Below are 23244 nucleotides of genomic sequence, written 5' to 3' on the forward strand. Positions count from 1 at the left end.
AAACCGGCGCTGAACGGTAGCACTTGGCCGCCAGCGCCGGTTTATTGACTCAGGCAGGCTTGGCCTCAGCCACCATCTCCTCCAGCCGTTCCTTTTCGGCGTCCTTGATCTCTTCCTCGCTGATCATCTCGGCGATGGCCCGAAGGCGCTCGACCACCCTTGCATTGACGCTGCCTTCGGGGAACTCGCCCTTCTCGTCGGGCGCACCAGCGTCCTCGCCCACCAGCAGGCTCAGCGCCTCATCGGCCTGGCTCACCGCATAGACATGGAAGCGCCCGGCCTCGACCGCCTGCAGCACGCGCTCGTCGAGCATCAACGTGGCGACGTTGGCGCGCGGGATGATCACCCCTTGCTCGCCGGTCAGGCCACGCGCTTCGCACAGGCGGAAAAAGCCTTCGATCTTCTCGTTGACCCCGCCCACCGCCTGCACTTCGCCGAACTGGTTGATCGAACCGGTGATGGCGAAGCACTGCTTGAGTGGCGTGCGCGACAACGCCGAGATCAGCGTACAGGCCTCGCCAAGCGAAGCACTGTCGCCGTCCACGTAGCCATAGGACTGCTCCAGCGCGATGCTCGCCGAGATCGCCAGGGGGAACTCCTGGGCATAGCGGCTGCCCAGGTAACCGGTGAGGATCATCACGCCTTTGGAGTGGATCGGCTGGCCGAGGTTGACCTCACGCTCGATGTCGACGATGCCGCTGCCGCCCGGGTAGACCGTGGCGGAGATCCGCGCAGGCATGCCGAATGCCGAATCGCCGACTTCCAGCACCGTCAGGCCGTTGCACTTGCCGATGGCCGCCCCCTCGCTATCGATCAGGATGATGCCGGCGAGCATGTCATCGAGCACCCGCTGCGACACCCGCCCGGTGCGGGTCGCCTTGGCCTTGAGCGCGCGCTCGATGTGTCCGGCATCGGTCATCTCGTCGTTGGCCAACTGGCGGATGAAGTCCGCCTCGCTGACCAGTTGGAACAGGTCGCCGATACGCGCCGACAGGCGCGACTGGTTCTCGGCCAGGCGCGCGCTGAAGGTCGCCAGGCGCGCCACGGCATCGCTGGTCAGCGGCGCCATGCCCTCTTCATTGGTGCGCGTGCGCAGCAGTTGGGCGAACTGCTCGAGGTTCTCGTCGACCATCGGCATGTCTTCGTCGAAGTCGACCAGTACGCGGAACATCTCCTGGAAGTCCGAGTCGTGATCCTGCAGCGCGTAGTAGAGCTGACGCGAGCCGATGATCACCAGCTTGACGTTGAGCGGGATCATCTGCGGCGTCAGGGTGACGGTGGCGATGCGCCCCAGCTCGCCCAGGGGAGACTCCATTTTCAGCTTGCGCGACTGCAACGCACGCTTGAGCGCATCCCAGACGAAGGGCTCGCCCAGCATCTTCTCCGCTTCCAGGATCAGGAAGCCGCCGTTGGCGCGGTGCAATGCCCCCGGACGCAGTTGGCGGTAGGAGGTGGAAAGCGCGCCCTGGTCAGTGCTGTACTCGATGCGACCGAACAGGTTGTCGTAGGTCGGGTGCGGCTCGAACACCACCGGCGCGCCGCCATTGACCGGATGCCCCACCACCAGGCTTGGCGCGTACTGCTCCTCGAGCATCTTGCGCGCCACCGCGTCGGTCTTGGCATCGTCGACCAGTTGCTCGACCACGGTGCGCAGCAGGTTCAACTGCACCGACTGCAGGTAAGCGCACACCGCAGCGTTCTCGGCGTACTTCTCCGACAGAGGGGCCAGTAGCGGTTGCAGGGCCAGGGTGATGGTTTCTTCGTTCAGTTCGCGCAGTTGGTTGTTCGACTCGCGCTTCCACTGCGGCAGGCTGGACAGTTCCTCGTTGAGACGCTCCTCCAGCTCGGCGATGTCTTCGTGGAACTGCTCGCGGACCTCTTCAGGCAACTGGGCGAACTCGGCCTCATCCAGCGCCTTGCCTTCGGCCATGGGGGTGAAGGCGACATTGCTGGCGTCGCGGTACAGCGCCACGTCCTTTTCCAGCGACGCGCGTTCGATCACATCCAGGGCACGGTCGTAACGCTGGTTGAAGGCGCGATCGATGGCGCCCTTCTTCTGCTGGTAGGACGGGTGCTCGAACACCGCCGGGAAGGTTGCCAGCAAGTTGCCGATCAAACCGTTCATGTCGGCGATGAACTCGCCAGCAGTGCCTGCCGGCAACTCCAGCGCACGCGGCTCGCGGGTATCTTCGAAATTGTTGACGTAGACCCGGTCGGCCGGGGTCTGCTGGCGCTTGCCCTCGGCCTTGAGGTAGCGCTTGACGAAGGAGAAGCGGCCGGTGCCCGGCTCGCCCATCACATAGACGTTGTAGCCAGGGCGTGGCATGGCCACGCCGAACTGCAGGGCCTCGACGGCACGCTCCTGGCCCAGTACTCCGCGAAACGGCTCCAGATCATCGGTGTTGGTGAAGGCAAACTGCTCGGGGGAAAAACGCCGGGTCAGGGCTTCGGGCGCGAGACGCAGGCGCGCAGCAACAGGATCGGGCATTGGGTTTCCTTACTTCGGCGGGGCGGATACGCAGCATTCTGGCGCCGGGGGCGCGCGCCTTGCAAGGCTCCGCGGGACTTTATGTCGCAGGCGTTAAAAAGGTTTGTCCAAGATTTTTTCGCAATCAACTACGCAACTATTGGATCGTGCCTAAACTCCAAACTGCGCGGGTGGGTAAAACGCTTCCCCGTCCTGGCAGTGAACTGCCAGACAACCCTGATCATTGATACGTATCGAAAAAGAGAATAACGCTATGAAACGGATTCTTCTGGGTACCTTGTTCGCCGCGGTTTCGATCAATGCCATGGCCGAAGCGCCAGGCGGCCCGAACTGCGGTTGGGGCAACCTGCTGTTCGAAGGCCAGCGCGGCACTCCGGCGCACTTCCTGGCCTCCACCACTAACGGCACCTCCGGTAACGCCACCTTCGGCATGACCTCCGGCACCAACGGCTGCTCCACCAAGGCAGCGCTCACCTACGGCGGTAAATCGTGGCTGGCCATGAATGGCACCATGAACGAACTGTCCGAAGACATGGCTCAGGGCCAGGGCGAAGCCCTGACCACCTACGCCGTGGTACTGGGCGTCAAACCCGAAGACCGCGCGCACTTCGCCTCGGTCACCCACGACCACTTCCAGCAGATCTTCAGCAGCGCCAACGTCACTGCCGAAGATGTCCACAACAACACCATCGCGGTCCTGAAAAAAGATCCGCAACTGGCGAAGTACGCTACCGAAGCGTAAGTTCGACCTGCCCGCCCCGCTTGCGGGGCGGGTTTCGCCCGCCTCCCTTCGGCATCATTCAGAAGTAGTTGCCCGATATGCTCAAACGCTTCGCCTACCTGACGTTATGCGCCTGCGCCCCTGCCTACGCGGCACCTTCATTGGATGACGCGCGCGTGCAGCAGTTGGCCGCCGACCGCTACTGGATCGCACTGGGTCACTACGAAACCGCCAAGCTGGGCGGTTGGCGCAGTTATGTGGACGACGACAAATTCTTTCTCGCCGAGGACGGCGCCCATCATCCGGATCGCGAACTGCGGGCCACGGTCGATGCGCTGTATGCCCCGGCCAGCCTGGGCGACAAACACGCCCAATGCGTCTTTCCGGCGCGCACCCGCTGGCTACGCGAGCAACTGCAGCTCAGCGACCTGCCGACCCCGGACTGCCAGGAATACAGCCGCTGGTACGCCGACGTCGCACCGCACAGCGCGGTGCTGATCTTCCCGGCGGCCTACCTCAACAGCCCGTCCTCGATGTTCGGCCATACCCTGCTGCGCATCGACAAGGCCGACACCCGCAGCAACGACACCACGCTGCTCAGCTACGCGATCAACTTCGGCGCCTATATCGAAGGCAGCGACAACAGCATCCTCTACGCCTGGAAAGGCCTGATGGGCGGCTACCCCGGGCTGTTCGCGATGATGCCGTACCAGGAGAAACTCTCCGAATACCGCAGCCTGGAGAACCGCGACCTGTGGGAGTACCAGCTGGACCTGACGCCTGAAGAGACCGGGCGCATGGTCGAGCACGTCTGGGAACTCAAGCAGGTGCAGTTCGACTATTTCTTCTTCGACGAGAACTGCTCCTACCGCCTGCTGGAGCTGCTGCAGGTCGCCCGCCCCGGGCTGGACCTGACCTCGCAGTTCCCGCTCACCGCCATCCCTACCGATACGGTCAAGGCCGTCAAGCAGTCGGGGCTGGTGTCCGATGTGCGCTACCGGCCATCGCGCGAACGCGAGCTGCTGGCCCGCGCCGAGCCACTGGACCATCACGAAAAACAGCAGGTATTGGCCGTCAGCGCCGACACTGCGCAATTGCAGAGCCCCGAGTTCACCGCCCTGCCACGCGAACGCCAGGCTTTGGTACAAGATGCCGCCTATCGCCTGGAACGCTACCGCGCCACCGGCCAGGAGCGTGACCCGGAACAGGCCAGGCGCAGCTTCGAGCTGCTGCGGGCGATCAACCGCAACCCGCCGCCACCGCTGCAGATCGAACGCCCCGGCCTGCCCGAGGACGGTCATCAGTCGCGTACCTGGCAGCTGGGTGTCGGCACCCGCGAAGACCGCGCCTTCGCCGAGTACGGCTTGCGCATGGCCTACCACGACCTCAACGACAACGCCTACGGCTTCCCGCTCGGCGCACAGATCGAGATCCTCCAGCTCAAGCTGCGCCAGTACGAGGGCAACGACTGGCAGGTGCAACGCCTGGACCTGGCCACCATCCGCTCACTGACCCCGCGCAACGAACTGCTCAAGCCCTGGTCGTGGCAGGTGGCTGGCGGCCTCGAGCGGGTGCCGGGCAAGCATGACGACGAGGTGCTGGTCAGCCACGTCAACGGCGGCGGCGGTGGGACCTGGCAGCTTGCCGACGGCCTGCTGGGCTTTGCCCTCGGTACGGTGCGGGTCGAACATCACAATGACTTCGCCGAGTTCATCTCGCCGGCGGCCGGTTTCAATGGTGGCCTGCTGTGGCGCAACGGGCTGGGCAACATGACCCTGGAGGCAAAAGGCGATTACTTCACCAATGGTGAAGTGCGGCGCAGCCTGAGCCTGAACCAGCAGTGGGAGATTTCGCAGAACCTGGGCCTGAGGTTGAGCGCCAAGCGCGAGTTCAGCCACCTGGCCACCTCGCAGAACGAGGTGATGCTGGAGTTGAAGTGGTACCAGTACTGATACCTTTGCGTGGGGCCACAGGGATTCGCATCATGACGTGCAATCCTTCGACGGCGTTTTGACATCGCCGCGACAATCCACGACCTAGACTTCCCCTATCACCCGGAGGTCCAGTGTCTATGTCGCGGTACGGTTTCGCCCTGTGGATAACCCTGCTGCTGGTCGGCTGCCAGTCCACCCGCGAGCAGATGCTCGACCAGGGCTACCCACCGGCCTATGCCGATGGTTTCCAGGACGGCTGCAGCAGTGGCCGCCAGGCGGCGGGGCTGATGGTCGGAGATTTTCGCAAGGACGTCCCGCGCTACCTCCACGATCGTCGCTACGAAAGCGGTTGGGACGATGGTTTTCGTCAGTGCCATGCCATGCAGAACAGCGAAGACACGCGCCAGTACCGAGAGCGCTACTGGGACGAGCGTGACCGCGAATGGCAGCAGGAAAAAGACCGCGGTGCAGCGCGCGCCTATCGTCACAATTAGGTCGCAGCCAGACATTCAGGGAAACTCGACAACCCTCACCATGGTCTCCAGAAACAAGGAGGCCGTTCATGAGCCGAGCATTCGTCAACGAAGACCAGGCCGCCGCCCAGGCCAGCCAGCCGGTGGAGCGACGGGTCAGCGACCAGCCCAACTACGTCACCGCCAGCGGTCTTGCGCAACTGCAGCAACGCGTGGCGGCGCTCATTGCCCTGCACAGCGATCTGCAAGCCCAGGGTGAGCATGCCGACAAACAGCGCCTGGCCGATACCGAGCGCGACCTGCGCTACTTCCGCACACGCGTACAGAGCGCCCAGGTGGTGCCACCTGCGACCTCGCAGGACAAGGTCCAGATCGGCAGCCGGGTGAGGTTTGTCGATGAGCAGGATGAGGAGCACAAGGTGCAACTGGTCGGGGAAGACCAGGCCGATGCAGCGCGGGGGCTGATCAACTGGGGCTCACCGCTGGGGCGGGCGCTGCTTGGCGCAAGGCCTGGGGATGAGGTGCTGTGGCGGCGGCCGGCGGGGGATCTGTCCATCGAGGTGGTCGAGATCCTGGGTGAAAGTTAGGGGCTGCAATGCAGCCCCTAACCATCGTGGATCAGACCACGCCCTGCGCCAGCATGGCATCCGCCACTTTCACGAAGCCGGCGATGTTCGCGCCCTTGACGTAGTTGACCGAGCCATCGGCTTGCTCGCCATAGTGCACGCACGCATGGTGGATCGACTGCATGATCGCATGCAGCTTGCTGTCCACCTCACCCGCCGTCCACAGCAGGCGCATGGCGTTCTGCGACATCTCGAGGCCCGACACCGCAACGCCACCGGCGTTGGACGCCTTGCCCGGTGCGAACAGGGTGCCCGCCTCGATGAACACATCCACCGCCTCGAGCGTGGTCGGCATGTTGGCGCCTTCGGCGACGCAGACGCAGCCGTTGCGCAGCAAGGCGCGGGCGTCCTCGACGTCCAGTTCGTTCTGGGTGGCGCACGGCAGGGCGATATCGCACGGCAGGCTCCACGGCGTCTGGCCCTTGCGGAACTCCAGGCCAAAACGCTCGGCCAGCTCGCTGATGCGGCCACGCTTGACGTTCTTGAGCTCCATCAGCGCATCCCACTGCTCGTCGTTCAGCCCGGCCTCGCAGAACAGCGTGCCTTCGGAGTCGGACAGCGAAATCACCTTGCCGCCCAGGTCCATGACCTTGCGCGCCGCATACTGGGCTACGTTGCCAGAACCGGAGATGGCCACGCGACGCCCGTCGATTCGCAGGTCTTTACGCTTGAGCATCTCCTCGGCGAAGTACACGCAGCCGTAGCCGGTGGCTTCCGGCCGGATCAGGCTGCCGCCATAGGTCATGCCCTTGCCGGTCAGCACCGAGGTGAACTGGTTGGCCAGGCGCTTGTACTGGCCGAACATGAAGCCGATCTCACGGGCGCCAACACCGATATCACCGGCCGGCACGTCGAGGTCGGCGCCGATGTGGCGGTACAGCTCGCTCATGAATGCCTGGCAGAAGCGCATGACTTCGGCATCGCTCTTGCCTTTGGGGTCGAAGTCCGAGCCACCTTTGCCGCCGCCCATGGGCAGCGAGGTCAGCGAGTTCTTGAACACCTGTTCGAAGGCCAGGAACTTGAGCACGCCCAGGTTCACCGACGGGTGGAAGCGCAGCCCGCCCTTGTAGGGGCCGATGGCGCTGCTCATCTGGATGCGATAGCCGCGGTTGACCTGGACCTTGCCCTGGTCATCGACCCACGACACGCGGAACAGCACGGCACGCTCCGGCTCGACCATGCGTTCGAGGATGCCGGCCTGCAGGTAGTGGGGGTTGGCTTCGAGGAACGGCCAGAGGCTGCGCAGCACCTCTTCGACAGCCTGGTGGAATTCGGGCTGGGCAGGGTCACGCTGCTTCAGGCGTGCGAGGAAATGGTCGACGGATTCGATCATGGTAGACATCTCACCAAGAGGATTGGACTTATTGATTTTTTCCGGACTCTATCAAGAAGCAATCGCACTGGAACAGGGCAAAATGTCGTTTTTCTGAATTTTTTTGGTGCGTTTTATATAAATGTATACAAACCGTCACCGAGGTGTGGCATTCGCGGGCAAGCCCGCTCCTACAAGGGCCTGGACCGGCAAGCTTCCCTTGTAGGAGCGGGCTTGCCCGCGAATGAAGCACCACCACTCCCAGCAAGGCACAAAAATGGGGCCCCTGAGGGCCCCATCCTTGTGCAACAAAAACCGGCTTACTGCGCCAGCTTCTTGTGCCGTACCCGGTGCGGCTGGGCAGCAGCGTCGCCCAGGCGTTTCTTGCGATCGGCTTCGTACTCGGTGTAGTTGCCCTCGAAGAACACCACGTTCGAGTCGTCCTCGTAAGCCAGGATGTGGGTCGCCACGCGGTCCAGGAACCAACGGTCGTGGGAAATCACGATGGCGGCGCCCGGGAAGTCCAGCAGGGCTTCCTCCAGCGAACGCAGGGTCTCGACGTCCAGGTCGTTGGACGGTTCGTCGAGCAGCAGAACGTTGCCGCCCTCTTTCAGGGTCAGTGCCAGGTGCAGACGGCCACGCTCACCACCGGAGAGGTCCTTGACGAACTTCTGCTGGTCGCCGCCCTTGAAGTTGAAACGGCCCACATAAGTGCGCGACGGGATCTCGTAGTTGCCGATGCGGATCTGGTCGGAACCGTCGGAGATCTGCTGGAACACGGTCTTGCTGCCGTCCAGATCCTCGCGGCTCTGGTCGACGCAGGCCAGTTGCACGGTTTCACCGATCTCGATGCTGCCCGAGTCCGGCTGCTCCTTGCCCATCAGCATGCGGAACAGGGTCGACTTACCGGCGCCGTTACCGCCGATAACGCCGACGATGGCGCCTTTTGGCATGGAGAACGACAGGTTGTCGATCAGCACGCGGTCGCCATAGCCCTTGGAGACGTTCTTGAACTCGATGACCTTGTCGCCCAGGCGCGGACCTGCCGGGATATAGATCTCGTTGGTCTCGCTGCGCTTCTGGAACTCCTGCGACTGCATCTCTTCGAAACGCTGCAGGCGAGCCTTGGACTTGGACTGGCGGGCCTTGGCGCCTTTGCGCACCCACTCCAGTTCCTCTTTCATGGCCTTCTCGTGGGCGCTCTGCTGCTTGGATTCCTGCGCCAGACGGTCCGACTTGGCCTCCAGCCAGCCCGAGTAGTTGCCTTCGTACGGGATGCCTGCGCCGCGGTCCAGTTCGAGGATCCAGCCGGCGACGTTGTCGAGGAAGTAACGGTCGTGGGTAATGGCGACCACGGTGCCAGGGAAGTCGTGCAGGAAGCGCTCCAGCCAGGCCACCGAGTCGGCGTCCAGGTGGTTGGTCGGTTCGTCCAGCAGCAGCATGTCAGGGGCCGACAGCAGCAGGCGGCACAGGGCCACACGACGCTTCTCGCCACCAGACAGGTGCTCGATGCGCGCATCCCAGGCCGGCAGGCGCAGAGCGTCGGCAGCGACGTCCAGCTGACGCTCCAGGTTGTGACCGTCAGCGGCCTGCAGGATGGCTTCGAGCTTGGCCTGTTCGGCGGCCAGCTTGTCGAAGTCGGCATCCGGGTCGGCGTAGGCGGCGTAGACCTCGTCCAGGCGCGCCTGGGCGTCCTTGATCACGCTGACCGCTTCCTCGACCACTTCACGCACGGTCTTGTTCGGGTCCAGCTGGGGCTCCTGCGGCAGGTAGCCGACATTGATGTCGGGCATCGGACGGGCTTCGCCGTCGAATTCCTTGTCGACACCCGCCATGATCCGCAGCAGCGTGGACTTACCGGCGCCGTTCAGGCCCAGCACGCCGATCTTGGCGCCGGGGAAGAACGACAGGGAGATGTTCTTGAGAATTTCCCGCTTCGGCGGCACGACCTTGCTCAGCCGATGCATGGTGTAGACGTATTGAGCCAAAACCAAGCCCTCTATATGGATAGGTAAAGACATCGACGAGCGCCCTGAACGGGTCAGGGCGATCTGTATTCGAGGTGTCGTTGAACAAAGCTGGCCATTCTACGCCAAGTCTTGGTGAATGGCTGCCATGTGCAGGATCTGCACGTCGGCATTGCGCGAGCGATCAGACGTGACGCTGCTTGCCCTTGCCGCGCGGCAGGCGCGACCGCCCGCTTTCTTCGGCCAGGCGCGCGGCCCAGGCGGCCTTGACGCTGAAACCGCCGGTGCGGGCCGGGGTCTCGACGGTCTTGCCGGCCGGCTTGCTCGCCGGTTTGCTCACAACCTTCGCTGCAGGTTTCACCTCGGCGGCAACAACCGCGACTTCGGCCGGCTCGAGCGCAGCCTTGGCCGACTTGCGCAGCTCGGCCAGCGACGGCGTCTTGCGCTGGGCAGCCGCCGCGTCGGACTTGGCGAACGAGCGCTGGCAGGACTTGCAGGATACGTCGTCGGCCACGGCAGTGCTGACCAAAGTCTGACTGCTGCGCCCACAGGCGGAATCGAGGCCATTGGTGGAATAGTGGGTAACCAAACCGTGCTTCTCCGATGCGTTGACTATGAAACGGCCGGCATTCTCGCACAGGTTGCAGGGGCTTGCCGAACACCCGGCCGGCGCCGGGACGAGACATATCGGCTGGCACTTTGCCATAATCCAAGGCATGCTAGGGTCCGTCTGAAATGTGTCTGCGCGAAGGCCAGACAAGGCGAAACGGGGGGAGGAAGCGCAGCGTACTGGAGTACATGAGCATTCCGAGCCACGTTTCAACGCAGTATGGGCGAGTGCAGATACATATCAGACAGAGCCTAGCCGCTTTCGTATGTCCGGCCTTATAGTGCGCCACGGCGGCATGCCGCGTGCATGATCCCCCCTGCCTTCGCCAGCCCAATCGCAGGACCAACGCTTGACCAACTTCACCCGACCGCCCATCCAGCGCCCTGCGCCGCCTGCTTCGTTGCGAGGCTCGCTCAAGGGTGCGCTTGCCCTGCTGGCCCTGGTCCTGCTGGGGCTGTTGTTCTGGCAACTGTTCTCGCAGTTCCGCCACACACAGGCCGACCTGCGCCAGCAAAGCGTGGCGACGAGTGCGGAACTGGCCCACCACCTGACCCTGAACATGGCGCTCAAGGCGCAGCAGGCCATGAATCTGGTGCAGCCCTACGTCAAGCCGCCGTCGCCTGCGGCCCTGCCGGCGCTGCTGCAGACACTCAGGGGACGCTTGCCGGCCTTGCGTGGCCTGGCCTGGCTGGACAGCAACGGGCAAATCCGCGGCGACAGCCTGCGCGACAGCCCCGACCGCCAAACGATCGACGGCCTGGTACGTCTGAACCAGGGTAACGCCTACTTCTATGGTAATTCGAGCGACAACCAGCTGGTCTACCTGCTGCTGCGCCAGCCCACCGAACAAGATCGCGGCTACTGGCTGCTGCGCCTGTCCGCCGACTACTACCAGGAGCTGACCAGCAAGCTCAACACACCGATCCACCCGCTCTGGCTGCTGGAAAACAGCCGTGACGGCGCAGTGATCGAGCGCAGCGGTGTCGCCCACGCCAACCCATCGGCGCTGCACAGCGTGCTGCTGGCCTTCATCGACAACAGTACCTGGCAGGTCCGCGGCCTGCACGACCCGGCCTCGGCCCGCGATAAACTGTTGCCGGCCCTGCTGGGCAAGAGCCTGCTGGTGCTGTTCTGCGCCCTGCTGCCGGGCCTGGCGCTGATCAACATGCGCCGCCGCCAGCAGGCCCTGCAGGAAGACCGCCGGCGCTATCAGGATATCTTCGAGAGCACCGGCGTGGCCCTGTGCGTGCTCGACCTGTCGAGCCTGCCCGGCCAGCTCGATCGCTACCACCTGCGCAACCTCGCCGCGCTCAAGCAGAGCCTGGCACTGGAGCCGAGCCTGCGCCGCAACCTGCTGCAGGAACTGAAGATCACCGAGATCAACGAAGTTGCACGCCAGTTGCTCAACGTGACCTGCAACGAGGGCGCCTGGCAGCGGTTGATCGAGGGCAGCGGCGATGGCCGCGAGAGTATCGGCATGCAGTTGCTCGACGCCCTGATCGAACAGCGCGCGCAGTTCGAGTTGGAAGTACGCCTGCCCTCGCCACTGGGTGGCGAGCTGCACCTGTGGCTCATGGCCCGCCTGCCCCAGCAGCGGCGCGACTATCAGGCCGTGATCCTCAGCATCAGCGACATCACCAGCCGCAAGCAGGTCGAACTGTCGCTGCTCGAACGTGAAAGCTTCTGGTCGGACGTCGTGCGTACCGTACCCGACCAGCTCTACGTTCAGGACGTGCACAACCGGCGCATGATCTTCAGCAACCGCCATCTGGGGCAAACCCTGGGCTACGACCGCTCGGAGCTTGCGCAGATGGGCGATCACTTCTGGGAGCTGCTGCTGCACCCCGAGGATGCCGAGCACTACCGCAGCCTGCGCCAGCAACAGCGCGACAGCGGTCACAGCCAGTCGCTGCACTGCCAACTGCGCTTCCGCCACCGCGACGGCGGCTGGCGCTGCTACGACATCCGCGAGCAGGTCCTGGCCCGCGATGGCGAAGGCCAGGTCACGCGGATCATCGGCGTGGGCAAGGACGTCACGGTGCAGATCGAGGCCAGCCAGTCGCTGCGTGACAGCGAGCAGCGCTACCGGATGCTCGCCGAAAGCATCAGCGACGTGATCTTCTCCACCGACAACCAGTTGCAGCTCAACTACATCAGCCCCTCGGTGCAGACGGTGCTGGGCTATCCGGTGGACTACATCTTCGACAACGGCTGGCCATCGATCATCGCCAACCCCTCCCAGCTCAGCGGCATGCAGAGCCTCATGGAGCGGGTCAGCAAGGCGCTGGACGACCGCGAGCAACTGCGCCAGTTGCGCAGTCAACTGCCCACCCAGGTATTCCTGTTCGACTGCCTGCGTGCCGACGGTCGCAAGATCCCCATCGAGCTGCGCCTGGTGCTGGTGTGGGACGATCACGAACGCTTCGAAGGCGTGCTTGGGGTGGGGCGCGACATCAGCCAGCAGCGACGCGCCGAGAAAGACCTGCGCATGGCGGCGACGGTATTCGAGCACTCGACCTCGGCGATCCTGATCACCGACCCGGCCGGCTATATCGTCCAGGTCAACGAAGCCTTCAGCCGGGTCAGCGGCTATGCGCCCGATGAAGTACTCGACCAGCGCCCGAACATGCTCACCGTCGAAGGCCAGCAGGACGCGCACCTGGGCTATGTGCTCAAGCAACTGAACCAGCGCGGCACCTGGGAAGGCGAAGTGTGGCTCAAGCGCCGCAGCGGCGAGCACTATCCGGCCTGGGTCGGCATCACCGCGGTGCTCGACGATGAGCGCGACCTGGCCAGCTATGTGTGTTTCTTCACCGACATCAGCGAGCGCAAGGCCAGCGAGCAGCGCATCCACCGCCTGGCGTACTACGACGCCCTCACCCACCTGCCCAACCGCACGCTGTTCCAGGACCGCCTGCACACGGCATTGCAGCAGGCCGAGCGGCACAAGTCGTGGGTGGTGCTGATGTTCCTCGACCTCGACCGTTTCAAGCCGATCAACGACTCCCTCGGCCACGCCGCAGGCGATCGCATGCTCAAGGACATGGCCGAGCGCCTGCTGGCCTGTGTCGATGAAGACGACACCGTGGCGCGCATGGGCGGCGACGAGTTCACCCTGCTGCTGCAGTCGCGTACCAGCCGCGAAATGGCGCTGAACCGCGCCATTCATGTGGCCGAGAACATCCTCGCCAGCCTGGTGCGGCCATTCGTGCTGGAGAATCGCGAGTTCTTCGTCACCGCCAGTATCGGCATCGCCCTCAGCCCGCAGGACGGCAACGAGTTGAGCCAACTGATGAAGAACGCCGACACGGCGATGTACCACGCCAAGGAGCGCGGCAAGAACAACTTCCAGTTCTACCAGGCCGACATGAACGCCAGTGCCCTGGAGCGCCTGGAGCTGGAAAGCGACCTGCGCCACGCCCTGGAGCAGAACGAGTTCATGCTTTACTACCAGCCGCAGTTCAGCGGCGACGGCAAGCGCCTGACCGGCGCCGAAGCGCTGCTGCGCTGGCGCCATCCACGTCGCGGCCTGGTGCCGCCGGGCGACTTCATCCCGGTGATCGAGGAACTGGGCCTGGTGGTCGACGTCGGCGACTGGGTGTTGCGCGAGGCCAGTCGCCAGCTCAAGGCCTGGCACAAGGCCAAGGTGCGGGTGCCCAAGGTGTCGGTGAACATCTCGGCGCGGCAGTTCTCCGACGGCCAGCTGGGGACGCGGATCGCGACCATTCTCGAAGAAACCGGCCTGCCGCCGGCGTGTCTGGAGCTGGAGCTGACCGAAAGTATCCTGATGCGCGAGGTCAACGAGGCCATGCAGATCCTCGACAGCCTGAAGAACCTGGGCCTGAGCATCGCGGTGGACGACTTCGGCACGGGCTATTCGTCGCTCAACTACCTCAAGCAGTTCCCCATCGACGTGCTGAAGATCGACCGCACCTTCGTCGACGGCCTGCCCGAAGGCGAGCAGGATGCGCAGATCGCGCGGGCAATCATCGCCATGGCCCACAGCCTCAACCTGGCGGTGATCGCCGAAGGCGTGGAAACGCATGAACAGCTGGAATTCCTGCGTGAGCACGGCTGCGACGAAGTCCAGGGCTACCTGTTCGGCCGGCCGATGCCGGCCAACCAGTTCGAGGCGCAGTTCAGCAACGAAACCTTGTTCATGTTTCAGTGATCGTGCCGCCACGCAGTCCCTGTAGGAGCGGGCTTGCCCGCGAAAAGGACAACGCGCCGCCTGGCACGGGCTACGCCCGTGTTCGCGGGCAAGCCCGCTCCTACAGGGTGGACTGCCCGAAGAAGCTGGACACCAATCCAGCCTCCACCAGGTATCGAAAAAACGGACTTCGGAGTCAACTAGCGCCCTGCCTCAGCCCAGCTCCCGCGCGGTCTGCAACATGAAGCCCACTGGTCCGCGACTTGATGCCACTTCATATGCCAGGCCCGACCCAATCGGTTAGAATGCCATCCCAATTCAGCCCCGATCCTTGAGGACCGCCATGTTCAGCCGTGATTTGACCATTGCCAAGTACGACGCCGAGCTCTTCGAAGCCATGCAGCAAGAAGCCCTGCGCCAGGAAGAGCATATCGAGCTGATCGCTTCGGAAAACTACACCAGCCCAGCGGTCATGGAGGCCCAGGGCTCGGTTCTGACCAACAAGTACGCAGAAGGCTACCCAGGCAAGCGCTACTACGGCGGTTGCGAGTACGTCGACGTCGTCGAGCAACTGGCCATCGACCGCGCCAAGGAACTGTTCGGCGCCGACTACGCCAACGTCCAGCCGCACGCCGGCTCCCAGGCCAACGCTGCCGTCTACCTGGCCCTGCTGTCGGCCGGTGACACCATCCTGGGCATGAGCCTGGCCCACGGCGGTCACCTGACCCACGGCGCCAGCGTCAGCTCTTCGGGCAAGCTGTACAACGCCGTTCAGTACGGCATCGATGGCAACGGCCTGATCGACTACGACGAAGTCGAGCGCCTGGCTGTCGAGCACAAGCCGAAGATGATCGTCGCCGGCTTCTCCGCCTACTCGCAGGTCCTGGACTTCGCCCGCTTCCGCGAAATCGCCGACAAGGTAGGTGCCTACCTGTTCGTCGACATGGCCCACGTCGCTGGCCTGGTCGCCGCTGGCGTCTACCCGAACCCGGTGCCATTCGCCGACGTGGTCACCACCACCACCCACAAGACCCTGCGTGGTCCACGTGGCGGCCTGATCCTGGCCCGTGCCAACGCCGACATCGAGAAGAAGCTGAACTCCGCGGTCTTCCCGGGCGCCCAGGGTGGCCCGCTGGAGCACGTCATCGCCGCCAAGGCGATCTGCTTCAAGGAAGCCCTGCAGCCTGAGTTCAAGGCCTACCAGCAGCAGGTAGTGAAGAACGCCCAGGCCATGGCCAGCGTGTTCATCGAGCGTGGTTTCGACGTCGTTTCCGGCGGCACCGAGAACCACCTGTTCCTGCTGTCGCTGATCAAGCAGGAAATCTCGGGCAAGGACGCTGACGCCGCGCTGGGCAAAGCCTTCATCACCGTGAACAAGAACTCGGTCCCGAACGACCCACGTTCGCCGTTCGTCACCTCGGGCCTGCGCTTCGGCACCCCGGCCGTCACCACCCGCGGCTTCAAGGAAGCCGAGTGCCGCGAGCTGGCCGGCTGGATCTGCGACATCCTCGCCGACCTGAACAACGAAGCGGTGATCGACGCCGTGCGTGAGAAGGTCAAGGCCATCTGCAAGAAGCTGCCGGTGTACGGCAACTGATTGGCAATCGCCTGATGTGAAAAAGCCCGGCCTTGTGCCGGGCTTTTTGCTTATGTCTTGCGCACCTGTCAGCCAGCCAACGCGGCAAAATCCCCGCGTATCCGGTCTTGCGGCAGCTCATCACCGATAAACACCATCACGCTTTCGCGCACCTCGCCCTCCTTCCACTCGGCGTCCCAGTCGAAGCCATACAGCTTGAGCACGCCCTGAAACACCAGCCGACGGTCCTCCCCGGCGATGTTCAACACACCCTTGTAACGCAGCAATTGCTTGCCATGGTCTTCCAGCAACTGGTTCATGAAGTCGCTGAGGCGGTCGATGTCCAGCGGCTTTTCCGTGCGTAGCACAAGGGTGGAGATACGGTCCGGGGTCGCGGGCTTGAGCACCGGACGCAGGGTCGGCCTCGGGCTCAGCCCCAAGTCCGGGTTGAGGTTGAAACCGCGCACATCGAGCAGCTCAGCCAGGTCGATACGACCATGCTCGACCACGCGGATCTGTGCGCGGCCATTGATCCGCGCCAAACGCTCGCGCAGCGCGTCGACCACGTCTGCTTCGACCAGGTCGGTCTTGCTCAGCAGCAGGCGATCGGCGAACCCGACCTGGGCCTGGGCGATGGCCTGGGTCAGGTGGAACTCGGCATGCTTGGCGTCTACCAGGGTGATGATGCCGTCGAGGATATAGCGCTCGCGCAGCTCCTCGTCGATGAAGAAGGTCTGCGCCACCGGCGCCGGGTCGGCGAGGCCGGTGCACTCGATCACCAGGCGATCGAAGGCGATTTCACCGGCATCCTGGCGTTCGAGCAGCAGGTACAAGGCACGGGTAAGGTCGCCATGGATGCTGCAGCACACACAACCGTTGGCCAGGGTCATCACCTGTACCGGTTCGTCGCCCAGCAGTTGGCTGTCGATGCCCGCCTCGCTGAATTCGTTTTCGATCACGGCGATCTTCAGGCCATGCTCGGCCTTGAGCATGTGCTTGAGCAAGGTGGTCTTGCCGGCACCGAGAAAGCCGGTGAGCACGGTGACGGGAATCGGGGTATGCACGCGTTTGCCTCCATTGAAGCCGAAAATGACTGTGGGAGCCCGATTGCGCGGGCTCCCACAGGTTCAAGCAAGTTACAGACTCAACAGCACTTGGGGCCGGCCTTGCCACCGTAACGGGCTTCCTGGCGCTCCTTGAAGAAGTCCTCGTAGCTCATCACCGGCTTGTCCGGATGCTTGTTCTGCATGTGCTCGACATAGGTGTCGTAATCGGGCATGCCGACCATCAGTCGGGCAGCCTGCCCCAGATACTTACCCAGTCGCCCCAGGTCGTTGAACATCGCTGCAATCCTCTCAAGCGTCAGGCAGGGCCTGGAATGGGGTTTCCTTGTCGCTGCGCTCCTTGCGACCCAAGGCGGCGATACCGACCTTGATGGCGAAGAACAGTACGCTGAACACCACCACCAGGAACAGCACGGTGAGCCCGGCGTTGGTGTAGGCGTTGAAGATCACGTGCTGCATCTGGCCGATGTCCTTGGCCGGTGCCAGAACCTGACCGGCATCCAGCGCGGTGCTGTACTTCTTGGCCAGGGCCAGGAAGCCGACTGCCGGGTTCGGGTCGAACAGCTTGATCAGGCCTGCGGTGGTGGTGCAGATCAGCAGCCACAGCGCTGGCAGCAAGGTGACCCAGATATAGCGCTCGCGCTTCATCTTGATCAATACCACGGTGCCGAGCATCAGCGCGATACCGGCCAGCATCTGGTTGGAGATACCGAACAGCGGCCACAGGGTGTTGATACCGCCCAGCGGGTCGATCACGCCCTGGTACAGCAGGTAGCCCCACAGCGCCACGCAACCGGCGGTGCCGATCAGGTTGGCGGTCCACGACTCGGTGCGCTTGAGCGCTGGCACGAAGCTGCCCAGCAGGTCCTGCAGCATGAAGCGCCCGGCACGGGTACCGGCATCCACGGCAGTCAGGATGAACAGCGCCTCGAACAGGATCGCGAAGTGGTACCAGAAGGCCATGGTGTTCTCACCCGGCAATACCTGGTGGAGGATCTGCGCGATCCCCACCGCCAGCGTCGGTGCACCACCGGCACGCGCCAGGATGGTGTGCTCGCCGATGTCACGGGCGGTGGCCTCGAGCTGCTCGGGGGTGATGGTGAAGCCCCAACTGCTGACGGTCTGCGCCACCGACACGACGTCGGCACCGACCACTGCGGCCGGGCTGTTCATGGCGAAGTACACGCCCGGCTCGATGACCGAGGCGGCGACCATGGCCATGATGGCGACGAACGATTCCATCAGCATGCCGCCGTAGCCGATGTAGCGGGCGTTGGTTTCGTTGTCCAGCAGCTTGGGCGTGGTGCCCGAGCTGATCAGGGCATGGAAGCCGGACACCGCGCCGCAGGCGATGGTGATGAACAGGAACGGGAACAGGGTGCCCTTCCACACAGGGCCGGTACCGTCGGTGAACTGGGTCAGGGCCGGCATTTTCAGCTCAGGCGCGATGATCAGGATACCGATGGCCAGGCCGATGATGGTGCCGATCTTGAGGAAGGTCGAGAGATAGTCACGCGGTGCCAGCACCAGCCACACCGGCAGCACGGCGGCGACGAAGCCATAGCCGACCAGCATCCAGGTGATCTGCACGCCGGTAAAGGTGAACGCCGGGCCCCACACAGGATCCGCCGCGATCACGCCGCCCAGCCAGATCGATGCCAGCAGCAGCACCACGCCGATCAGCGAAATCTCGCCAATACGGCCCGGGCGGATGAAGCGCATGTAGATGCCCATGAACATGGCGATCGGGATGGTCGCCATCACCGTGAACATGCCCCACGGGCTCTCGGCCAAGGCCTTGACCACGATCAGCGCCAGCACCGCAAGGATGATGATCATGATCAGGAAGCAGCCGAACAGGGCGATGGTGCCCGGAATGCGGCCCATTTCCTCGCGCACCATGTCGCCCAGCGAACGGCCGTTACGGCGGGTGGAGAGGAACAGGACCATGAAGTCCTGCACGGCCCCTGCCAGTACCACGCCGGCAATCAGCCAGAGCGTACCGGGCAGGTAGCCCATCTGCGCGGCGAGCACCGGGCCGACCAGCGGGCCGGCGCCAGCGATGGCGGCGAAATGGTGACCGAAGAGGATGTGCTTGTTGGTCGGGACGTAGTCCAGGCCATCGTTGTTGAGTACCGCCGGGGTGGCCCGGCGCGGATCGAGTTGCATCACCTTGGTGGCGATGAACAGGCTGTAGTAGCGGTAGGCGACCAGGTAGATGGCCACAGCCGCGACCACGATCCACAAGGCGTTGATGGCTTCACCGCGACGCAGGGCGACCACACCCAGCGCACAGGCTCCTATGACTGCCAGCGCCAGCCACGGGATGTGACGTAGCAGGCTGTTATTGTTATTCATGGCATGCTTCCAGCTAAGTGGTTGGAATAGACAGCTCACTGAGTCTAGGGCCTGCTCGCCAGCTTTACCATATTGAATTGCACCCTGCCCGCGCCGCCCTAGAGCGGCGCGGGCAGGGTGCGAAAAGCGACCTGATATTTCTGCCAGTTGTGCTGCAGCCCAGACCGCTCGATCATTTCGGCATCGCTGATCGAGGCAGGGATGCCCTAATGAAGAACCGTATCCGGGCCATACAAATCGGCTTGCTTGTGCTGTTGGCAGCAGGGATTCTGGTCGCGCTGCAGGTTCGCAAGGAGCCACTGATCACCCCCGCGCCCCCCCAGCAGGCGGAGCAGCCCAGCGCCCGCCCTGGCACAGGCTGAATCGCATCAGTCGCGGCCAAACCGCAACGGGCGTGGCTGGTCTATAGTCAGATCAACTGACGAGGATCCGCCATGACCCACCCTTCCGGAACTGACGAGCGCAGGCGCTTCCAGCGCATCGACTTCGACGCCCCCACCGAGCTGAAGCAGGGCAGCCGGCGCTGGCCGGTGAAACTGCTCGACCTGTCGCTCAAGGGCCTGCTGGTCGAGCGGCCGGAGCCCTGGGACGCCGACCTGACCCAGGATTTCGATGCGCTCATCCACCTCGACAAAGAGGTCAAGGTCCGCATGCAGGTGGAACTGCGCCACGAAGAACCCACTCGCCTGGGTTTCGTCTGCCTCTATATCGACGTCGATTCGATGACCCATCTGCACCGTCTTGTGGAACTGAACCTGGCAGACAGCACCGAAATGATGCGCGAACTGCGCGAACTTATCGAAGATTGAAATCTTTTAGCCTGCTAAGAAAATGACCCACCCCTATTTCCTGCCCATCTAGACAGCTTTTCACAGGCTGCCAAGCTTTTTGTACACACCCTTCTAAACCGCCATCCCCATGTTGGAACGCTATCTGCATTGCGGTCAGGAACACCGTCCTGCCGGATCTGCGGCTGCCCAGATCAAAATATTGTATACAATTTACCTGGCAATATTTTGTCGGACCTGTCTACAGTATCGGCACAACAATAAACAGAGAGCCTGCTCCAATGACTACGTCCACCAGCACGTCTCCTGCCAAGCGCCCCGAGGACGAAAACCTCGGGCTTGGTGCCAACCTGGCTTATGGCCTGCAGCACGTCCTGACCATGTACGGAGGGATCGTCGCCGTGCCACTGATCCTGGGTCAGGCCGCCGGCCTGGCCCCGGCGGAGATCGGCCTGCTGATTGCCGCATCGTTGTTTGCTGGCGGACTGGCCACTTTGTTGCAAACCCTCGGGCTACCCTTCTTCGGCTGCCAGTTGCCACTGGTGCAGGGTGTGTCGTTCGCCGGTGTCGCAACCATGGGCGCGATTCTCGGCAGCCAGGGCGGCGGAGGCCTGCCGGCGGTGCTGGGCGCAGTCATGGCGGCATCGCTGATCGGCTTTCTGATCACTCCGGTGTTCTCGCGAATCACCAAGTTCTTCCCGCCGCTGGTCACCGGCATCGTCATCACCACCATCGGCCTGACCCTGATGCCGGTGGCCGCACGCTGGGTGATGGGCGGCAACAGCGCCTCGCCGGAGTTCGGCAGCATGGCCAACATCGGCCTGGCGGCGCTGACCTTCGCCATCGTCCTGCTGCTGAGCAAGCTGGGCAGCGCCAGCATCTCGCGCCTGTCGATCCTCCTGGCCATGGTCGCCGGCACCCTGATCGCCTGGGCGCTGGGCATGGCCGATTTCAGCAAGGTCGGCGAAGGCCCGATGTTCGCCTTCCCTACCCCGTTCCACTTCGGCATGCCGACGTTCCATATCGCGGCGATCCTGTCGATGTGCATCGTGATCATGGTGACCCTGGTGGAGACCTCGGCGGATATCCTCGCGGTCGGTGAGATCATCGACACCAAGGTCGACTCCAAGCGCCTGGGCGACGGCCTGCGCGCCGACATGGCATCGAGCATCCTGGCGCCGATCTTCGGCTCCTTCACCCAGAGCGCGTTCGCTCAGAACGTCGGCCTGGTGGCCGTGACCGGTGTGAAGAGCCGCTACGTGGTCGCCACCGGCGGGGTGATCCTGGTGGTGCTCGGCCTGCTGCCGATCATGGGCAGGATCATCGCCGCAGTCCCCACCCCGGTGCTGGGCGGTGCAGGCATCGTGCTGTTCGGCACCGTGGCGGCGAGCGGCATCCGCACCCTGTCGAAGGTGAACTACAAGAACAACGTCAACCTGATCATCGTGGCCGCCTCGCTGGGCTTCGGCATGATCCCCATCGCCGCGCCGAACTTCTACCACCAGTTCCCCAACTGGTTCGAAACCATCTTCCACTCGGGCATCAGCTCGGCGGCGATCATGGCGATCCTGCTGAACCTGATCTTCAACCACTTCACCGCCGGCAACTCGGACCAGCAGTCGGTATTCGCAGCCGGATACGAGCGCACCATCCAGTATTCGGACATCTCGGTGCTGCGCGATGGCGACTACTTCAAGGATGGCAAGCTGTTCGATGCCGATGGCAACGAAGTGCCGGTGATGGACATCGATGAACACGGCGAACAGGTGCTCAGACGCAAGGCGGTGGCGGAGCACTGACAGGATGCAAAGCCCGTAGAAGCGGTGCAGCCATCAAGCGACACCGCCTTCAACCGCGCGCCACGAAGTACCCGTTCAATACCTCCACATCCTTGGCATCCAATACCCCCGCCAAGTAGCGCAACTGCACCCAGGCCCGCAGGTACTCATGCCGGGCCTGGGCCAGATCACGCCGCGCCCCGTACAGCTGCTGCTCGGCATCGAGCACATCGAGGTTGACCCGCTCTCCCCCCTGCACGCTGCGCCGAGTCGCCTCGACCAACGCACTGGCCGCATTCACCGCCATCCCGTAGGCGCGGATCTTCGCGGTGCTGCTGGCGCACAAGTTGAACTGGCGACGCAACTGATTGAGCGTGTCGCTGACCTGCGCATCGACCTGGAACTGCAAGCCATCGCGCTCGGCCTGCGCCTGGCGCACCCGCGCCGACACACCACCACCGGCAAACAACGGCACGCTCAGTTGGATGCCGACGCTGTCGGTGTCGTAGCGCTGGTTGTAGGTACTCTCCGAGCTCGAACTGGAAATCCCCTTGCTGACGTAGGCACTCAGGCTCGGCAGGTGCCCGGCACGTTGACGCTCCACCCCTTGGGCTGCGACGTCCAGCGCATGCCGCTGGCTGGCCAGCTCGGCGTTGTGCGCCAAGGCCAGGTCGCGCCAGGGCTCGAAACGCGCTGGCACCAGCGGCTGCACCGAGCGCGACGGCAACATCGGCGCGAGGTCTTCGGCGCCGACCGCCTCACCGGTGATCGCCTGCAAGCTGCGCAAGGCCGCGTCGAGATTGTCGCCGGCCTCGATCTCCTGAGCCTGGGCCAATTCGTAGCGGGCGCGCGTCTCCAGCACATCGGTGCGGGTGCCTTCGCCATTCCTGAGCAAGCGCTCGTTGAGCTGCAGTTGCTCGGCAAAAGTACGCCGCTGGGCCTGGGCCAGGGCGATCTGCTCGTCGGCGAACAGCGCCTCGCTGTAGGCGGAGAACACCCTCACCATCAGTTCCTGGCTGCGACCGCGCAGGCGCTCGTTGGCCATCGCGGCCTGGGCCACGCCACGGCGATAGTCGCTCCACACCGCGTAGTCGAACAACGGCTGCTGCAGGGTCAGGGTCGAGGTGTAACTGCGGTAGTCACGCTGGCTGGTCACATCGCCGAACTGACTGCGCTGGGTCACCTCCGAGTCGTTGCGTGCACGGTTGTAGCGATAGGAGAGATTCGGCAACAGCCCGGCGCGGCCGATGGCGAGGTTCTCGACGCCGGCATCGCGCTCGGCGATGGCCGCGTGCAGGGTCGGGTCATTACGCAGGGCCAGGGCGTAGGCATCGCTCAAGTCCAGGGCATGCGCTGGCAAAACCAGGCCCAACAACAGGATGGGCAACAACAGGCGCAT

16 protein-coding genes are annotated in these 23244 nt (G+C 63.7%); 8 read left to right on the forward strand and 8 right to left on the reverse strand.

Annotation, left to right across the window (positions count from 1 at the left end):
• Positions 1-49 precede the first annotated feature (49 nt).
• A complete protein-coding gene (locus ACK3BK_RS21455) occupies positions 50-2488 on the reverse strand; it encodes a Lon protease family protein (protein WP_186668359.1) in 2439 nt (812 codons plus the stop codon).
• A gap of 253 nt (positions 2489-2741) precedes the next feature.
• Here ACK3BK_RS21455 and ACK3BK_RS21460 point away from each other — a divergent pair, with 253 nt between their 5' ends.
• The 4 genes from ACK3BK_RS21460 to ACK3BK_RS21475 all read left to right on the forward strand — a co-directional run bounded on the left by ACK3BK_RS21460 (position 2742) and on the right by ACK3BK_RS21475 (position 6203).
• A complete protein-coding gene (locus tag ACK3BK_RS21460; protein ID WP_065864072.1) occupies positions 2742-3230 on the forward strand; it encodes a DUF3015 domain-containing protein in 489 nt (162 codons plus the stop codon).
• A gap of 77 nt (positions 3231-3307) precedes the next feature.
• Positions 3308-5161, forward strand: a complete 1854-nt coding sequence (locus ACK3BK_RS21465) for a DUF4105 domain-containing protein (RefSeq protein WP_411383256.1) — start codon at positions 3308-3310, stop codon at positions 5159-5161.
• Positions 5162-5280: 119 nt separating this feature from the next.
• Positions 5281-5637, forward strand: coding sequence for a hypothetical protein (locus tag ACK3BK_RS21470; RefSeq protein WP_186668362.1), 357 nt, complete (start codon positions 5281-5283; stop codon positions 5635-5637).
• 68 nt (positions 5638-5705) lie between these two features.
• A complete protein-coding gene (locus ACK3BK_RS21475; protein ID WP_411383257.1) occupies positions 5706-6203 on the forward strand; it encodes a GreA/GreB family elongation factor in 498 nt (165 codons plus the stop codon).
• A 31-nt stretch (positions 6204-6234) separates the two neighbouring features.
• Here ACK3BK_RS21475 and gdhA read toward each other — a convergent pair whose 3' ends face one another.
• The 3 genes from gdhA to ACK3BK_RS21490 all read right to left on the reverse strand — a co-directional run bounded on the left by gdhA (position 6235) and on the right by ACK3BK_RS21490 (position 10110).
• Positions 6235-7575, reverse strand: coding sequence for an NADP-specific glutamate dehydrogenase (gene gdhA, locus ACK3BK_RS21480; protein WP_186668366.1), 1341 nt, complete (start codon positions 7573-7575; stop codon positions 6235-6237).
• Between the two features lie 299 nt (positions 7576-7874).
• Positions 7875-9542: an energy-dependent translational throttle protein EttA gene (ettA, locus tag ACK3BK_RS21485; protein ID WP_186721513.1), complete on the reverse strand. Its 1668-nt coding sequence runs from the start codon at positions 9540-9542 to the stop codon at positions 7875-7877.
• Positions 9543-9705: 163 nt separating this feature from the next.
• Entirely contained in the window at positions 9706-10110 is a 405-nt protein-coding gene (locus ACK3BK_RS21490) for a hypothetical protein (RefSeq protein ID WP_411383258.1), read from the reverse strand.
• A 370-nt stretch (positions 10111-10480) separates the two neighbouring features.
• Between ACK3BK_RS21490 and ACK3BK_RS21495 the strand changes: the two genes are divergently transcribed.
• Positions 10481-14302, forward strand: coding sequence for an EAL domain-containing protein (locus ACK3BK_RS21495; protein ID WP_411383259.1), 3822 nt, complete (start codon positions 10481-10483; stop codon positions 14300-14302).
• 322 nt (positions 14303-14624) lie between these two features.
• Positions 14625-15878: a serine hydroxymethyltransferase gene (gene glyA, locus ACK3BK_RS21500; protein WP_054894053.1), complete on the forward strand. Its 1254-nt coding sequence runs from the start codon at positions 14625-14627 to the stop codon at positions 15876-15878.
• A gap of 68 nt (positions 15879-15946) precedes the next feature.
• Here the strand turns inward: glyA and yjiA are convergent, their stop codons facing one another.
• The 3 genes from yjiA to ACK3BK_RS21515 all read right to left on the reverse strand — a co-directional run bounded on the left by yjiA (position 15947) and on the right by ACK3BK_RS21515 (position 19279).
• Positions 15947-16921 (reverse strand): GTPase, encoded by a 975-nt coding sequence (gene yjiA, locus ACK3BK_RS21505; RefSeq protein WP_411383260.1) that lies wholly within the window; start codon positions 16919-16921, stop codon positions 15947-15949.
• Positions 16922-17001: 80 nt separating this feature from the next.
• Positions 17002-17199, reverse strand: coding sequence for a YbdD/YjiX family protein (locus tag ACK3BK_RS21510; RefSeq protein ID WP_054894051.1), 198 nt, complete (start codon positions 17197-17199; stop codon positions 17002-17004).
• A gap of 13 nt (positions 17200-17212) precedes the next feature.
• Positions 17213-19279, reverse strand: a complete 2067-nt coding sequence (locus ACK3BK_RS21515) for a carbon starvation CstA family protein (protein ID WP_065864062.1) — start codon at positions 19277-19279, stop codon at positions 17213-17215.
• A 434-nt stretch (positions 19280-19713) separates the two neighbouring features.
• Between ACK3BK_RS21515 and ACK3BK_RS21520 the strand changes: the two genes are divergently transcribed.
• Both ACK3BK_RS21520 and ACK3BK_RS21525 read left to right on the forward strand, forming a co-directional pair.
• A complete protein-coding gene (locus tag ACK3BK_RS21520; RefSeq protein WP_411383261.1) occupies positions 19714-20088 on the forward strand; it encodes a PilZ domain-containing protein in 375 nt (124 codons plus the stop codon).
• Positions 20089-20348: 260 nt separating this feature from the next.
• A complete protein-coding gene (locus ACK3BK_RS21525; RefSeq protein WP_411383262.1) occupies positions 20349-21866 on the forward strand; it encodes a nucleobase:cation symporter-2 family protein in 1518 nt (505 codons plus the stop codon).
• Between the two features lie 49 nt (positions 21867-21915).
• Here the strand turns inward: ACK3BK_RS21525 and ACK3BK_RS21530 are convergent, their stop codons facing one another.
• Entirely contained in the window at positions 21916-23244 is a 1329-nt protein-coding gene (locus tag ACK3BK_RS21530) for a TolC family outer membrane protein (RefSeq protein WP_186710389.1), read from the reverse strand.

It is taken from the genome of Pseudomonas sp. L7, from assembly GCF_046605565.1.
GTDB lineage: Bacteria > Pseudomonadota > Gammaproteobacteria > Pseudomonadales > Pseudomonadaceae > Aquipseudomonas > Aquipseudomonas wayambapalatensis.

Bases quoted from the DNA above. Each gene is read 5' to 3' on its own strand.
- glyA (WP_054894053.1), top strand. From the start codon at position 14,625: ATGTTCAGCCGTGATTTGACCATTGCCAAGTACGACGCCGAGCTCTTC.
- ACK3BK_RS21465 (WP_411383256.1), top strand. From the start codon at position 3,308: ATGCTCAAACGCTTCGCCTACCTGACGTTATGCGCCTGCGCCCCTGCC.
- ACK3BK_RS21510 (WP_054894051.1), bottom strand. From the start codon at position 17,199: ATGTTCAACGACCTGGGGCGACTGGGTAAGTATCTGGGGCAGGCTGCC.
- ACK3BK_RS21475 (WP_411383257.1), top strand. From the start codon at position 5,706: ATGAGCCGAGCATTCGTCAACGAAGACCAGGCCGCCGCCCAGGCCAGC.
- ACK3BK_RS21525 (WP_411383262.1), top strand. From the start codon at position 20,349: ATGACTACGTCCACCAGCACGTCTCCTGCCAAGCGCCCCGAGGACGAA.
- ACK3BK_RS21470 (WP_186668362.1), top strand. From the start codon at position 5,281: ATGTCGCGGTACGGTTTCGCCCTGTGGATAACCCTGCTGCTGGTCGGC.
- ACK3BK_RS21530 (WP_186710389.1), bottom strand. From the start codon at position 23,244: ATGCGCCTGTTGTTGCCCATCCTGTTGTTGGGCCTGGTTTTGCCAGCG.
- ACK3BK_RS21515 (WP_065864062.1), bottom strand. From the start codon at position 19,279: ATGAATAACAATAACAGCCTGCTACGTCACATCCCGTGGCTGGCGCTG.
- ACK3BK_RS21520 (WP_411383261.1), top strand. From the start codon at position 19,714: ATGACCCACCCTTCCGGAACTGACGAGCGCAGGCGCTTCCAGCGCATC.
- gdhA (WP_186668366.1), bottom strand. From the start codon at position 7,575: ATGATCGAATCCGTCGACCATTTCCTCGCACGCCTGAAGCAGCGTGAC.
- ACK3BK_RS21455 (WP_186668359.1), bottom strand. From the start codon at position 2,488: ATGCCCGATCCTGTTGCTGCGCGCCTGCGTCTCGCGCCCGAAGCCCTG.
- ACK3BK_RS21460 (WP_065864072.1), top strand. From the start codon at position 2,742: ATGAAACGGATTCTTCTGGGTACCTTGTTCGCCGCGGTTTCGATCAAT.